At 71.6% G+C, this 13857-nt stretch carries 12 protein-coding genes and 1 riboswitch; of the genes, 10 read left to right on the top strand and 2 right to left on the bottom strand.

From position 1 onward, the window contains the following. Positions 1-103: 103 nt before the first annotated feature. Positions 104-2485: a chitinase C-terminal domain-containing protein gene (locus tag ACIBG6_RS33935; protein ID WP_399226545.1), complete on the bottom strand. Its 2382-nt coding sequence runs from the start codon at positions 2483-2485 to the stop codon at positions 104-106. 274 nt (positions 2486-2759) lie between these two features. Next, positions 2760-2889, top strand: a riboswitch (FMN riboswitch). 175 nt (positions 2890-3064) lie between these two features. Here ACIBG6_RS33935 and ribD point away from each other — a divergent pair. The 10 genes from ribD to ACIBG6_RS33985 all read left to right on the top strand — a co-directional run bounded on the left by ribD (position 3065) and on the right by ACIBG6_RS33985 (position 11772). Then, on the top strand, positions 3065-4147 hold the full coding sequence (ribD, locus tag ACIBG6_RS33940; RefSeq protein WP_399226546.1) for a bifunctional diaminohydroxyphosphoribosylaminopyrimidine deaminase/5-amino-6-(5-phosphoribosylamino)uracil reductase RibD: 1083 nt from the start codon (positions 3065-3067) through the stop codon (positions 4145-4147). A 2-nt stretch (positions 4148-4149) separates the two neighbouring features. After that, the gene (locus ACIBG6_RS33945) at positions 4150-4758 is read left to right on the top strand and encodes a riboflavin synthase (RefSeq protein WP_399226547.1); all 609 of its coding nucleotides are present in this window, start codon (positions 4150-4152) and stop codon (positions 4756-4758) included. Between the two features lie 44 nt (positions 4759-4802). Continuing rightward, positions 4803-5396, top strand: coding sequence for a nicotinamide mononucleotide transporter family protein (locus ACIBG6_RS33950; RefSeq protein WP_329625764.1), 594 nt, complete (start codon positions 4803-4805; stop codon positions 5394-5396). Further along, the gene (locus ACIBG6_RS33955) at positions 5393-6673 is read left to right on the top strand and encodes a bifunctional 3,4-dihydroxy-2-butanone-4-phosphate synthase/GTP cyclohydrolase II (protein ID WP_399226548.1); all 1281 of its coding nucleotides are present in this window, start codon (positions 5393-5395) and stop codon (positions 6671-6673) included. The genes ACIBG6_RS33950 and ACIBG6_RS33955 overlap by 4 nt, the downstream gene beginning before the upstream one ends. Positions 6674-6724: 51 nt before the next feature. Further along, positions 6725-7210 (top strand): 6,7-dimethyl-8-ribityllumazine synthase, encoded by a 486-nt coding sequence (ribH, locus tag ACIBG6_RS33960; RefSeq protein WP_024760819.1) that lies wholly within the window; start codon positions 6725-6727, stop codon positions 7208-7210. Between the two features lie 35 nt (positions 7211-7245). After that, positions 7246-7527, top strand: a complete 282-nt coding sequence (locus tag ACIBG6_RS33965) for a phosphoribosyl-ATP diphosphatase (RefSeq protein ID WP_055644610.1) — start codon at positions 7246-7248, stop codon at positions 7525-7527. Positions 7528-7617: 90 nt separating this feature from the next. After that, on the top strand, positions 7618-8466 hold the full coding sequence (hisG, locus tag ACIBG6_RS33970; RefSeq protein ID WP_189804354.1) for an ATP phosphoribosyltransferase: 849 nt from the start codon (positions 7618-7620) through the stop codon (positions 8464-8466). 45 nt (positions 8467-8511) lie between these two features. Beyond that, positions 8512-8964 carry a PH domain-containing protein gene (locus tag ACIBG6_RS33975; protein ID WP_399226549.1) on the top strand — a complete coding sequence of 151 codons (453 nt, stop codon included), beginning with the start codon at positions 8512-8514 and terminating at the stop codon, positions 8962-8964. Between the two features lie 289 nt (positions 8965-9253). After that, a complete protein-coding gene (locus ACIBG6_RS33980; protein WP_399226550.1) occupies positions 9254-10717 on the top strand; it encodes a hemolysin family protein in 1464 nt (487 codons plus the stop codon). Next, on the top strand, positions 10714-11772 hold the full coding sequence (locus ACIBG6_RS33985) for a hemolysin family protein (RefSeq protein ID WP_399226551.1): 1059 nt from the start codon (positions 10714-10716) through the stop codon (positions 11770-11772). The genes ACIBG6_RS33980 and ACIBG6_RS33985 overlap by 4 nt, the downstream gene beginning before the upstream one ends. Here ACIBG6_RS33985 and ACIBG6_RS33990 read toward each other — a convergent pair. Further along, complete coding sequence (locus ACIBG6_RS33990) at positions 11769-13688, bottom strand: AAA family ATPase (protein ID WP_399226552.1); 1920 nt, start codon at positions 13686-13688, stop codon at positions 11769-11771. The genes ACIBG6_RS33985 and ACIBG6_RS33990 overlap by 4 nt on opposite strands. Positions 13689-13857 lie beyond the last annotated feature (169 nt).

Here is a 13857-nt window from a genome sequence, read left to right on the forward strand (position 1 = left end):
GCCCCGGACAGGGGGGCGCGGCGCGGTGGGAGCCCGGCGGCGGCCAAGGGCCGTGAGAGTCCGCCGCCGGGGGTCTTTCGGAGGGGGTGCGTCGGCCGGCGCTTCAGCAGGCGCCGAGGTCCTTCCAGACGCCCCAGTCGCCGGTCGTGCCCGGCGTCTCGTTCTGGGTCCACCACTGGGCCTTGTACTTGCGGCCGTTGTGGGAGACCTCGTTGCCCGCGTTGTAGACCGTGCCGGCCACGTACGCCGGGACCGTGCCGCAGCCCGTGGGCTGCGTCGTCGGAGGCGTGGTCGGGGGAGTGGTCGGCGGGGTCGTCGGCGGGGTGGTGGGAGGCGTGGTCGGCGGGGTGGTCGGCGGCGTGGTGGAGCCGGGCTCCACGACCGTCGTGCCGCGCGCCAGGTCACCGGCGAGGGCGTACGTCGTGCCGTTGATGTTCACCGTCCAGTTGGAGGGGGTGGACAGCGGCAGGTAGTAGTTGAACGACAGGTCGACCGAGGCGCCGGGGGCCAGCGACTGCCAGGCCGGGAGCTTCAGGGAGACGCGGTGGAAGTCGCCCTTCAGGCCGCCCACGTTGCCGCCCGTGTGGTCGCTGCTGATGACCTTCGTGCCGAAGCCCGACTGGTCCGAGGCGTTGCTCGGCGCCGAGGTGCCGTAGTCGAACTGGAACTCGGTGCCGCCCGGCAGCGCCGTCGCCGTGTTGTTGGTGATCTTGATCTTCGGGGTGATCGGGTAGTTCGAGTCGCCCAGCTTGAACTCGGTGAACCGGGTGTCGATCTTCACGGCCTGGGTCGGCAGCGCCTTGTTGGACTTCTTCGCGCCGTACGGGGTGGCCGCCTTGAACTTGTCGTACATCAGCGAGGTGAGCGTGGAGCCCATCTCGTACTGGCCCTTGGCGGCGTTCCAGGCGTAGTCGCCGGCCATCTCCCAGACCATGGTGCCGCCGATGCCGCGGTCGACCACGTAGTCGGCCTTGGCGGCCACGGACTGCTCGTCCTCGGTGGAGAGGAAGACCTTCTTCTCGGCGTTCCACAGCCACGGCGCGACCAGGGTCGAGTCGTACTTGCGGGCGTAGGTGCCGGTCAGGGTGGTGTTCGCCGGGAAGCCGTACTGGGTGACGTAGTCGCCGACGATCCCCTTCTCGAGGTTCTTGGCGTGCCACATCGGGTTGGAGCCGGCGGGCGACTCCTTGCCCGCGGTGTCCTTGTCGTGCCACAGGTTGTCGATGCCGACGGCACCGTCACCGCACTTGGTCAGACCGGCGCCGGCCGGGCAGGTGGTCGCGGAGGCCTTGCCCCACAGGCCGTCGGTGCCGCCCTGGACGTTCTTGTGGCCGCGGGTGTAGTAGGGCAGGCCGATGTTGATGCGGCCGGCCGGCATCGAGCCGCGGAAGTAGTGGTACGCCCAGTCGGTGTTGAGGTAGCCGATGTTGCCGTACTGCGCCGAGCCGTAGACGTTGGCGGCGGCGAGCTCGCCGTCCTTGCCGTCGTCGAAGAGCGAGGCGTTGGGGCCGACGTACTCGTTCCAGGCGCCGTGCAGGTCGTAGGACATGATGTTGACGTAGTCCAGATACTGCTGCATCTGGAAGGTCTCCATGCCCCGCAGCAGGTAGCCGGAGGAGGGGGCGGCGACGGTCAGCAGGTAGTGCTTGCCGTCGGCGGCGCCGGCCGCGTCCAGCTTCTCGCGCAGGGACTTCATGAGGGCCGCGTAGCCCTGCACCAGCCCGGCGCGGCGCGCGTTCGCGAGCTGCCAGTCGAGCGGGTTGCCGGCGTCCTTCATCGTGGTCGGGTACTCGTAGTCGATGTCGACGCCGTTGAACCCGTACTTGCGGATGAAGTCGACGGACGAGGCCGCGAAGGTGTCGATCCCGGCCTGGTTGACCGAACCGTCGGCGTTGGTGGCCATGGAGTAGAAGCCGCCGGAGTTCACCCGGTCGCCGTTGTCCGCGAAGTAGCCGCCGGTCTCCGCCCAGCCGCCGACGGAGATCAGCGTCTTGACGTTCGGGTGCTGCTTCTTGAACTTGTTGAGCAGGTTGAAGTGCCCCTTGTACGCGTACGCCGGGTCCATCTCGGCGCCCGCGACACCGGGCCAGGTCATCCCGGTGGCCGCGTTGTTCGGGCCGTCCGTACCCACGGAGAGCTTGTTGTCGCTCCCGATGTGGCCGAAGGCGTAGTTGATGTGGGTGATCTTCTCCCACGGGATGTCCTTGGCGAGGTACGCGGGCTCGCCGTTCTTGCCGGTGCGCCAGCCGGTGAAGTAGCCGATGACCCGGCGCTGGTGGTCCGCGCCCATCTTCTCGCGGCCCTCGGCGTCGTAGACCGAGCAGTACGGGACGTCGACGCCCGGGGTCTTGTACAGCCCGTCGGGCCGACACGACTCGTTGTCGGCCGCGTACGAGACGCCGCCGGCAAGCGAGCTGAGCAGCAGACCGGCGACGGCCGCGCCGGAAGCGAGCAGCGACGCTCTCTTCGTGGTGGGGGACAACACGATCGGTCCTCCTGGGGTGGGGGTCCCCCCACGCCTTCGGGCGTAGGGGGAGTGGAAAAACACAACGAACAAGGGGGTGGGTCGTGTTGGGCCCGGGGAGTGCGCACACCGTCGGACCGTTACCTCGGAGGTGACACGGAGATTAAGAGGACTAGACCAGTGCGTCAATAGGTCTGGACCATAGAAGGCAGGAATGGGTCCGTGTGAGCCAGGCCACACGCCCTCGCCGGTATGGCCGGTCACGGGCCGTGGCACACTGGCCCTGTATCAGCAGCAGCGCACTCCGGGGTCGGTGTAATTCCGAACCGGCGGTATAGTCCGCGACCCGTCCGCAGCCAGCGGCCGGTTGACCAGGTGAAACTCCTGGACCGACGGTGAAAGTCCGGATGGGAGGCAGTGCGCGGCGGGCGACCCCTTTCCAGGGGTGTGTCAGCCGTACGTCCGCTGGTCGCCGTGTCGCAACCGATTCGGCGTACCCGGAGGACTCGGCCTCGGCGCACCCTGCGCGAGGCGTCTTTCCCGCTCTCTGTCGTCATCGACAGGCCCCGGAGTCCGTGCCCGAAGAGGCAGGAGGACCCGGTGGCCCAGCAGGCCGACATCACCGCCATGCGACGCGCCGTCGAGCTCGCCGCACGCGGACTCGGCGCCACCAGCCCCAATCCCGTCGTCGGCTGCGTCGTCACCGACGCCTCCGGACACCAGGTCGGCGAGGGCTGGCACCAGCGCGCCGGCGGCCCGCACGCCGAGGTGCACGCCCTGCGCGAGGCCGGCGTCCTGGCCCGCGGCGGCACCGCGTACGTCACGCTCGAACCCTGCAACCACACCGGACGCACCGGCCCCTGCGCCCAGGCCCTGATCGAGGCCGGGGTCAGCCGGGTCGTGTACGCGGTCGGCGACCCGAACCCGCAGGCCACAGGCGGCGCCGACACCCTGCGCGCCGCGGGCGTCGAGGTCACGGGCGGCCTCCTGGAGGACGAGGCCGAGACGGGCAACATCGCCTGGCTCACCTCCGTACGCCGCCACCGGCCCTTCGTCCGGTGGAAGTACGCCGCCACCCTCGACGGCCGGATCGCCGCCGCCGACGGAACCTCCCGCTGGATCACCTCCGCCGAGTCCCGTGCCGACGTCCACCGGCTGCGCGCCGAGTCCGACGCCGTCGTCGTCGGCTCCGGCACCGCCCGCGCCGACGACCCCCATCTGGCCGTACGCGGGATCGAAGACGTCGTACAGCCGCTGCGGGTCGTCGTCGACACCGAGGCGACCGCCGTGAAGCCGGGCGCCCGGGTCCTCGACGACGCGGCCCCCACCCTGATCGCGATCGCCGAGAACGCAGAGAACGCTGCGACCGGCCTGCCCGACGTCGTACGCCTTCCCAGGGCCGGGCGCGGCCTGTCCGTACCCGCCCTCCTGGACGCCCTGCACGAGCGCGGCGTCCGCTCCGTCCTCCTCGAAGGCGGCCCCACCCTCGCGGGCGCCTTCGTCGCCGCGGGCGCCGTCGACCAGGTCGTCGGCTACCTCGCCCCGGTCCTCCTCGGCGCGGGCCCGCACGCCCTCGCCGACGCGGGAATCGGCACCATCACCGAAGCGTTGCGGCTCGACGTCACCGAGACCGTGCGCATCGGCCCCGACCTCCGTATCACCGCCACCCCCAAGGAGCGCTGACCGTGTTCACCGGAATCGTCGAAGAACTGGGCGAGGTCGTCGCCGTCGAGCAGCTGGAGGACGCCTCCCGCTTCCGACTGCGCGGCCCCCTGGTCACGGAAGGCGCCCAGCACGGCGACTCCATCGCCGTCAACGGTGTCTGTCTCACGGTCGTCGAGTTCGGCGACGGCGAGTTCACCGCCGACGTCATGGCCGAGACCCTCAAGCGGTCCAGCCTCGGCGCCCTCGAAGCCGGCTCCCGGGTCAACCTGGAGCGGCCCATGGCCGTGGGCGACCGCCTCGGCGGCCACATCGTCCAGGGACACGTCGACGGCACCGGCACGATCCTCGGCCGGACCCCGTCCGAGCACTGGGAACTGGTCAAGGTCGGCCTGCCCGCCCACCTCTCGCGCTACGTCGTCGAGAAGGGCTCGATCACGGTCGACGGCGTCAGCCTCACCGTCGTCGAGGTCGCCGACGACTGGTTCACCATCAGCCTCATCCCCACCACCCTCGCCCTGACCACGCTCGGCATCAAGAAGAGCGGCGACCCGGTCAACCTGGAAGTGGACGTCATCGCCAAGTACGTCGAGCGACTGCTCGGCCCGAACACCCTGGAGAACGGCAAGTGAACTGGCTCAACTCCGAGGCGTTCACCGTCCTCGACCAGCACATCATGTGGTCCGACATGATCGGCAACACGATCGGACTCATAGCCCTCGCGCTCGGCTGGCGCCGCTCCATCCTCACCTGGCCCGCCCAGCTGCTCTCCGGCCTGATCCTCGTCGGCGCCTACGCCTCCGCCCACCTCTCCGGCGGCGTCGGCAAGCAGCTCCTGGTCATCGGCGTCGCCGCCTGGGGCTGGTGGCAGTGGAACCGCGGCAGGCAGCAGGCCCAGGACGGCTCCATCGCCGTCCGCTTCGCCACCTGGAAGGAGCGCGGTCTGCTCCTCGCGGGCGCGGTCGCCGGCACCCTCGCCGTCGGCGGGCTCTTCACCCTCTACCCGTCGCTCTCCTGGAGCCCGTGGGCCGACGCGTACATCTTCGTCGGCACGCTCGTCGCGATGATCGCCCAGGCCCGCGGCCTCGTCGAGTTCTGGTTCGCCTGGCTCCTCGTCGACCTCGTCGGCGTCCCCCTCGCCTTCAACAGCGGCCTCGCCTTCTCCGGCCTGGTCTACGTCATCTACTTCGCCCTCGTCATCTGGGGCATGCGCGACTGGTGGCTCCGGACGCGCACGACCTCCGCCGCTCTGGAAGGAGCCCACGCATGAGCGCCGCCCTTCCCCTCTTCGACGCCACCGACCTCGCCCTCGACCCCGTCGAGCAGGCCATCCGTGACATCGCCGCCGGGCGCCCCGTCGTCGTCGTCGACGACGAGGACCGCGAGAACGAGGGCGACCTCGTCATCGCCGCCGAGAAGGCGACCCCCGAGATCGTCGCCTTCATGATGAGCGAGTGCCGCGGCCTGATCTGCGCGCCCATGGAGGACGAGGAGCTGGAGCGCCTCCAGCTCCCGCAGATGGTCGAGCACAACACCGAGTCGATGCGGACGGCCTTCACCGTCTCCGTCGACGCGTCCCCCGCGCACGGCGTCACCACCGGCATCTCCGCCGCCGACCGCGCCACCACCCTGCGGATGCTGGCGAGCGGCAGCCACGAGCCGTCCGACTTCGTCCGCCCCGGACACGTCTTCCCCCTCCGCGCCAAGGCCGGCGGCGTCCTCGCCCGCAACGGCCACACCGAGGCCGCCGTCGACCTCGCCCGCCTCGCGGGCCTCCGCCCGGCCGGCGCGATCGTCGAGATCGCCGGCGAGGACGGCGTCATGCTGCGCCTGCCCGAGCTGGTCCCCTTCGCCCGCAAGCACGGCCTCACGATCATCTCCATCGAGGACCTGATCGCCTACCGGCGCTCCGCCGAGCCGACCGTCCGCCGCGAGGCCGAGGTCCAGCTGCCCACCGCGCACGGGGACTTCACCGCGTACGGCTACCGCTCCACCGTCGACGGCGTCGAGCACGTCGCCCTCGTCCACGGCGAGATCGGCGACGGCGAGGACCTGCTCGTGCGGGTCCACTCCGAGTGCCTGACCGGCGACATCTTCCACTCGCTGCGCTGCGACTGCGGCCCCCAGCTCCAGGCCTCCATGGACCGCATCCAGGAGGCCGGCCGCGGCGTCGTCGTCTATCTGCGGGGCCACGAGGGCCGCGGGATCGGCCTGCTCTCCAAGCTCCGCGCGTACGAGCTCCAGGAGCAGGGCCGCGACACCCTCGACGCCAACCTGGAGCTCGGGCTGCCCGCCGACGCCCGCGACTACGCCGCCGGCGCCCAGATCCTCGTCGACCTCGGCGTCCGCGGCCTGCGCCTGATGACCAACAACCCCGACAAGATCGAGGCCCTCACCCGGTACGGCCTCAGGGTCGAGGGCCGCGAGCCGATGCCGGTCCAGGCCGGCGAGCACAACCTCCGCTACCTGCGCACCAAGCGGGACCGGATGGGCCACGACCTGCCCTGGCTGGACGGCTCCCCGGCCTCCACCTGCGGCAACCAGTAATCCCCACCTTTCGTACGTTCACGGTTCACGGTTCAAGGTTCAAGGAGAGACATGAGCGGCAAGGGCGCACCCGTCCTCAGCGTGAAGAACTGCGGCGACCTGCGGGTCGCGGTCATCGCGGCGCAGTGGCACGAGAAGATCATGGACGGCCTCGTCGACGGTGCCCTGCGCGCCCTCAGCGAGCTCGGCATCGACGAGCCGACGCTGCTGCGCGTCCCCGGCAGCTTCGAGCTCCCGGTCGTGGCGAAGGTCCTCGCCGGGCGCGGCTACGATGCCATCGTCGCGCTCGGAGTCGTCATCCGCGGCGGAACCCCGCACTTCGAGTACGTGTGCCAGGGCGTGACCCACGGCCTCACCCAGGTCTCGATCGACACCGGCGTACCCGTCGGATTCGGCGTCCTCACCGTCGACAACGAAGAGCAGGCCCTCGACCGGGCCGGCCTCGAAGGCTCCTCCGAGGACAAGGGCCACGAAGCGGTCACCGCCGCCGTCGCCACCGCCACCACGCTGCGCACGGTCAGCGAACCCTGGCGCTAAGTACGCGACCCTTACCCCGTACCCTTAGGACCATCATGGCGAACGGAACCCGTAAAAGCTTCGAAGAGCTCTTCGCCGAGCTCAAGCTCAAGGCCGAGACCGGCGACCCGGCCACCTCCCGCACCGCGGAACTGGTGGACAAGGGCGTCCATGCCATCGGCAAGAAGGTCGTCGAGGAGGCCGCCGAGGTCTGGATGGCCGCCGAGTACGAGGGCAAGGAAGCGGCCGCCGAGGAGATCTCGCAGCTGCTGTACCACGTCCAGGTGATGATGGTCGCCCGCGGGATCTCGCTGGACGACGTCTACGCCCACCTCTGAGCACGATCCCTGAGCACGATCCCTGAGCACGACTAACTAGTTCGGTCGGTTCGGTCTCCCCACCACTCCCAGGCAAAGGAAGCTCACCCCATGCTGCGCATCGCCGTTCCCAACAAGGGTTCCCTCTCCGGACCTGCGTCGGCAATGCTCCATGAGGCCGGCTACCGGCAGCGCAAGGAGTCCAAGGAGCTCGTCGTCATCGACCCCGACAACGAGGTCGAGTTCTTCTACCTGCGGCCGAAGGACATCGCGATCTACGTCGCCTCCGGGAAGCTGGACATCGGCATCACCGGCCGTGACCTGCTCCTGGACTCCGGAGCCAGCGCCGAGGAGATCCTCGCGCTGAACTTCGGCCGCTCCACCTTCCGCTACGCCACCCGGCCCGGCACCGCGAACGGCCCGGAGGACTTCGGTGGCATGACCATCGCGACCTCCTACGAGGGCATCGTCGCCAAGCACCTCGCCGACCAGGGGATCGACGCCTCCGTCGTCCACCTGGACGGCGCGGTCGAGACCGCGATCCAGCTGGGCGTCGCCCAGGTCATCGCGGACGTCGTGGAGACCGGCACCAGCCTGCGCAACGCCGGACTCGAGGTCATCGGCGAGCCGATCCTCACCTCCGAGGCCGTCGTCGTCCGCCGCCACGGCGCCACGGACGACCACCCGCAGGTGCAGCAGTTCCTGCGCCGCCTCCAGGGCGTCCTGGTCGCGCGCTCGTACGTGATGATGGACTACGACTGCCGCGCCGAGCACCTGGAGCAGGCCGTCGCCCTCACCCCGGGCCTCGAGTCGCCGACCGTCTCCCCGCTGCACAACGAGGGCTGGGTCGCCGTCCGCGCGATGGTCCCCGCCAAGGAGGCGCAGCGGATCATGGACGACCTGTACGAGATCGGCGCGCGCGCCATCCTCACCACCGCCATCCACGCCTGCCGCCTCTGACGGCGGCCCGGCCCGTACGTCCCCCGAGGCACGGAGGAGACCCCGATGTCCGAGTCACCGCTGCCCGCCCTCCCGGTCACCTTCCGGCCGGGACGCACCCGGGCCGTCCTGCTGACCGTGGGAACCGTGATGTTCGTGGTCATCACGGCCGTCGCCCTGATGCTGGAGCGGCTGGGACCGGGGGAGCGCGTCAGCTTCGTCTTCACGGCCGCGCTGCTCTTCGGGGTCCTCATCATGCTGAGCCGCCCGAAGGTCGTCGCCGACGACGAGGGCGTCACGGTCGTCAACATCACCCGGACCCGGCGGCTCGCCTGGGCGGAGATCCTCAAGGTCAACCTCCGCCCCGGCGACCCGTGGGTCTTCCTGGACCTGAGCGACGGCACCAGCATGCCCGTGCTCGGCATCCAGCCCGGCATCGCCAAGGAGGCGGCGATCCGGGACGCCCGCGCCCTGCGGGCCCTGGCCGAGAACCACGGGACGGTCGCGGAGCGGGTCTGAGACCCGACCCCCGGCGAACGGACGGTCGATCGTACGGCCGAACGGACGCCGAACGGATCCCGGGCGGGAGAACCCGGATCCGTCCCCCATCCGGGGCCGACCCCCTGCCCCGCGGGGCGTTCGCGTGACTACTCTGGAGGCGGTGGTGCCGAGCGGCACCACCGCCTCGCGTGTGCAGGGCCGCAGCCGCGGCCCGCGGGGCCACCCTTCGACCCGAGGAGTGACTCCCTCCAGCAATGGACGGATCGTCCGGTAGTACCTGCGCCGCCCCCTCCCAGGAGGCGGCGGCATGATCGTCTCCCTCCTGCTGCTCGCCGCGGCCTTTCTCCTGATCCTCGCCAACGGCTTCTTCGTGGCCGCCGAGTTCGGTCTCGTGACCGTCGAGCGCGCCGAGGCCGAGCGGGCCGCGGCCGCCGGCGACCGGCGTGCCCGTACCGTCGTCACCGCGCTGCGCGAGCTGTCCTTCCAGCTCTCCGGCACCCAGCTCGGCATCACGATCACCTCGCTCGTCGTCGGCATGCTCGCGCAGCCCGCGCTCGCCGGGCTGCTGAACGGGCCGCTCACCGCGACGGGACTGCCCGAAGGGGCCGTCTCCGGGGTCGCGGTGGTGATCGGGATGCTGCTCGCCTCCGCCGTCCAGATGGTGGTCGGCGAGCTCGTGCCCAAGAACTGGGCGGTCTCCCGGCCGCTCCAGGTGGCCCGTTTCGTCGCCACCCCGCAGCGCCGCTTCTCCGCGCTCTTCCGGCCGGTGATCGCCCTGCTCAACCGGGTCGCCAACCGGCTGGTCCGGCTCCTGGGCGTCGAGCCCACCGAGGAGCTGGACTCCGTCCGCACCCCCGGCGAGCTCGTCTCGCTCGCCCGGCACTCCGCCCTGGCCGGCGCGCTCGAACAGGACACGGCCGACCTCTTCGTCCGGACTCTCTCCCTCGGCGGCCTCACCGCCGGGCAGGTCATGACCCCGCGGGTGAAGGTGAGCGCCCTCCAGTGGGACGCCACCGCGGCCGACGTCCTCAACCTCACCCGGGCCACCGGCCTCTCGCGCTTCCCCGTCTACCGCGACCGCATCGACGAGATCGTCGGCATGGTCCACCTCAAGGACGCGCTCGCCGTCGCCCCGCACGCCCGGCTGCGCACCCTCGTCGGCCGGATCGCGGTCCCGCCGCTCCTCGTCCCCGAGACGCTGCCCGCCCAGGCCCTCCTGGAGCGGCTGCGCAGGGAGCAGCCGATCGCGGTGGTCGTGGACGAGTACGGCGGTACGGCCGGCGTCGTCACCCTGGAGGACATCGTCGAGGAGCTCGTCGGCGAGGTGCGCGACGAGCACGACACCCTCGCCGACGGACGCCCCGAGCTGGCCGCCGCCCCCGCCGAGGACGGCCGGCCCGCCTGGGAGGCCGACGGCTCCTGCCGGGTCCACACCCTGCGCCGGATAGGCCTCGACGTGCCCGACGGGCCGTACGAGACCGTGGCCGGGCTCGTCGCCGACCTCCTCGGGCGCATCCCCGCGCCCGGCGACCACGCCGAGCTCCCCGGCTGGCGGCTCTCGGTGCGCCAGGTCGACCGCTACCGGGCCGGGCGCGTCCGGCTCGTGCGGACCGGACCGGTCCCGGACCCGGGCTCGGGCCGCGCATCGGGACCGGGCCTCGAAGCGGGCCTGGAAGCGGGCCTGGACCCCGGCCGCCTGGGCTCGGAGCCGTACGCCGACCCGGTCGCGGCGGACGCCGCCGCCCCGCTCGTCGCGGAGGGCGTCCGATGAGCACGCTCCAGCTGCTGTTCGCCGTCGTCCTGGTCCTGGCCAACGGCTTCTTCGTCGGGGCCGAGTTCGCGCTCGTCTCCGTCCGCCGCAGCCAGATCGAACCGCTCGGCGGCGTCCGCGCCCAGAAGGTCCTCCACGGTCTGGAGAACCTGCCGCAGATGATGGCGGCCGCGCAGTTCGGCATCACCGTCTGCTCGCTGACCCTCGGCGCCGTCGCCGAACCGACCGTGGCCCGTCTCCTCGAACCGGTCTTCCACACGGTCGGGGTCCCGGAGGGCCTGATCCACCCGCTCGGCTACGTCATCGCCCTCGCCGCGGTCGTCTTCCTCCACCTCGTCATCGGCGAGATGGTCCCGAAGAACCTGGCGATGGCCGCGCCCGAGCGGACCGCGCTCTGGCTCGCCCCGGCACTGGTCGGCTTCGCCCGGCTCTGCCGGCCGGTGACGGCCGCGCTGGGCGCCTGCGCCCGGCTCGTCCTGCGGGCGTTCAAGGTCGAGCCGAAGGACGAGGTGGAGGCGGTCTTCACCCGGACGCAGCTCGGCCGGCTCGTCGAGGACGCCGGCCAGGCCGGGCTGCTCGACCCGGCCGAGCAGGAACGTCTGGAGGACGCCCTCGAACTGGGCAGCCGCCCGGTGACGGACGTCCTCATCGGCCCCGGCTCCCTGGTGACGGTCCCGCCGTCCGTCACCCCACGCGAGATCGAGGAGCTGACCGTACGGACCGGCTACTCGCGCTTCCCGGTCCGCGCCGAGGCGCGCGGCACCTTCATGGGCTTCGTGCACGTGAAGGACGTCCTCGACCTGGAGGAGCGGGAGCGGGCCGTGCCGCACCAGCTGTGGCGGCCGATGGCGACGCTCCGCGCCGAGCTGCCGCTCGACGACGCCCTCACCGTGATGCGCCGCGCCGCCACCCATCTGGCGCAGGTCGCGGACGGCTCGGGCCGGGTCCTCGGCCTGGTCGCGCTGGAAGACGTCCTGGAGATGCTCGTGGGCGAGGTCCGGGACCCCGCCCACCGCATGAAACCGGCCCCCGCGCCGGCGCGCGCCCCCGCCTAGTACGCGGGGGGATCCTGCTGGGGGCCGCGGTCGATCGGACCGCGGCCCGACAGGACCTCGCCGTACGCCTGCATCAGGTCGGCGAGCCGGAGCGTGGCGAGGTCGTCCCGGGTCAGCGCGCCGGAGTAGCCGGAGAGCCGCAGGTCCCGGTAGGCGCAGGATTTCTCGTACAGGGTGCGCAGGAAGCGGCCGTTGCCCAGCTCGTCGATCCAGCCCTGCTCGACCACGTGCCCGCTGATCGAGCGGAGCTCCTCCCGGGCCTCGTCGTCCCAGCCGTCGCCGTTCGCCGCCGCCAGGACCTCGCCGATCGCGGTCAGTTCGAGCGGCCGGTACGAGGGGAAGTCGACCCGTGTGGTGAAGCGCGAGGACAGGCCGGGGTTGGTGTTGAGCAGCCGGTCCATGCCCTCGGGGTAGCCCGCGAGGATGACCACCAGGTGATCGCGGTTGTCCTCGGCCCGCTTCAGGAGGACCTGGAGGGCCTCGTCGCCGTACGCGTCGCCCTTGCTGTAGCCCGTGTTGGAGAGCGCGTACGCCTCGTCGACGAAGAGCACCCCGCCGAGCGCCGAGTCGATGAGCTCATTGGCCTTGACCGCCGTCTGGCCGAGGAACTCGCCGACGAGGTCGGCCCGCTGGGCCTCCACGAGGTGGTCGCCGCCGAGCAGCCCGAGGGCGTAGAAGACCCGGCCCAGGATCCGGGCGACCGTGGTCTTCCCGGTGCCGGAGGGGCCGGAGAAGACGAAGTGGCGCTTGGGCGGCTGGACCGGGAGCCCCTGGCCGGCGCGCAGCCGCGCCATCTCCAGCTGCGCGGAGAGCGCCTTGACCTGGCGCTTCACCGGGTCGAGCCCGACCATGCCCTCCAGCTCGGCGAGCGCCTCCGCGAGCAGGACGGGATCGGTGGGCCCGGCGGGGAAGCGCGGCGGCCCCGGCTGCGAGGGCACCGGCGTCTTCTGCCGTACGGTCTCGGGCGGGGTGACGGGAGCGAGCGGCGGTACGGGTTCGGGCGCGAGCCGCAGCCCGTCGCCCAGCGTCCCGGCGTCGGGGTCGGCGGCCGGGGCGGTGTCCACCGTCTCCTGGCCGAGGCCGCCGCCGACGGTGCCGAGCGCGACCGTGGCGAGCCCGGACGGGTCGTCCACGCCGTCGTACCCCTCGAAGCCGTCGTACTCGGCGATGGCCGCGAGCCGGGCGGCCGTGTCCATGAACGCCGGGTCGATCCGGTGCACGGCCCGGTAGAGGGGCAGGGCCGCGGCGCTGCGCCCGGTGCCCTCGTGGGCGCGGGCCAGCCAGTAGCGGAGCTCCTTGCGCTGCGGCTGCTCGCTGCGGCAGCGCATCAGTGAGGCCGAGAGCAGCGGCTCGGCCTGGCCGTACATCTCCAGGCGGACCCGGGCCATGCCGCCGAAGAGCCCCGCCTCGATGCCGAGCAGCGGGTCGTCGACGAGGGTCTCCGTATGGCGGACGAGCTGGTCCCAGTCCTTGACGAGATAGGCGCGGCAGGCGTGCAGGAAGCGGACCTGCGGGTCGGTGTCGACCGGGGGGAGCCCGGCGAGGGCCCGGTCCAGCTCCGGTACGTGGCGTCCGTCGAGCCAGTGGGAGGCGTGCGCGAGCAGGAGGTCGCGCGGGCTCTCCAGGACGGGCTGGACCCACCAGCCCAGCCAGTACCAGGAGTTCAGCGTGCGGCGGTGCCGGGTGCGCTGCTCGCCGAAGCGTTCTCGATGGCGGTACATGCGCAGTAACGCGGTCGTCGTGTCGACCCGGAGCGCGTGCAGCCCGAGCCAGGCGTCCGCCATCCCGGGGTCGATCCGTACCGCCGTCCGGAACTCGTCCTCCGCCTGCGGATAGGCGCCCATCGTGTAGGCGTCGACTCCGCGCAGCCAGGCGAGCTCGGCGGGGGCCAGCGAGCCCTGCGTGCCGATGTCCATCGGGTCCCCCACAACCGTCTTCGCATGGACGGGATTTGACCGCACCTGCGGGCATCGTACCTGCGCAGGGGCTGCGCGATTAAGGAGAAGCGCATGATCCGGAAGCAGTGACCCTGGGTGAGCATCAGAGGTCGCGCAAGGGCCCCCGAGGGGGTGATGGGGCAGAACG

This window comes from Streptomyces sp. NPDC050842 (genome assembly GCF_044456565.1).
Classification (GTDB): domain Bacteria; phylum Actinomycetota; class Actinomycetes; order Streptomycetales; family Streptomycetaceae; genus Streptomyces.

Coding starts and splice junctions, on each gene's coding strand:
- ACIBG6_RS33975 (WP_399226549.1), top strand. CDS start 8,512: ATGTCCGAGTCACCGCTGCCCGCCCTCCCGGTCACCTTCCGGCCGGGA.
- ribH (WP_024760819.1), top strand. CDS start 6,725: ATGAGCGGCAAGGGCGCACCCGTCCTCAGCGTGAAGAACTGCGGCGAC.
- ACIBG6_RS33950 (WP_329625764.1), top strand. CDS start 4,803: ATGTGGTCCGACATGATCGGCAACACGATCGGACTCATAGCCCTCGCG.
- ACIBG6_RS33985 (WP_399226551.1), top strand. CDS start 10,714: ATGAGCACGCTCCAGCTGCTGTTCGCCGTCGTCCTGGTCCTGGCCAAC.
- ACIBG6_RS33965 (WP_055644610.1), top strand. CDS start 7,246: ATGGCGAACGGAACCCGTAAAAGCTTCGAAGAGCTCTTCGCCGAGCTC.
- ACIBG6_RS33955 (WP_399226548.1), top strand. CDS start 5,393: ATGAGCGCCGCCCTTCCCCTCTTCGACGCCACCGACCTCGCCCTCGAC.
- ACIBG6_RS33990 (WP_399226552.1), bottom strand. CDS start 13,688: ATGGACATCGGCACGCAGGGCTCGCTGGCCCCCGCCGAGCTCGCCTGG.
- hisG (WP_189804354.1), top strand. CDS start 7,618: ATGCTGCGCATCGCCGTTCCCAACAAGGGTTCCCTCTCCGGACCTGCG.
- ACIBG6_RS33980 (WP_399226550.1), top strand. CDS start 9,254: ATGATCGTCTCCCTCCTGCTGCTCGCCGCGGCCTTTCTCCTGATCCTC.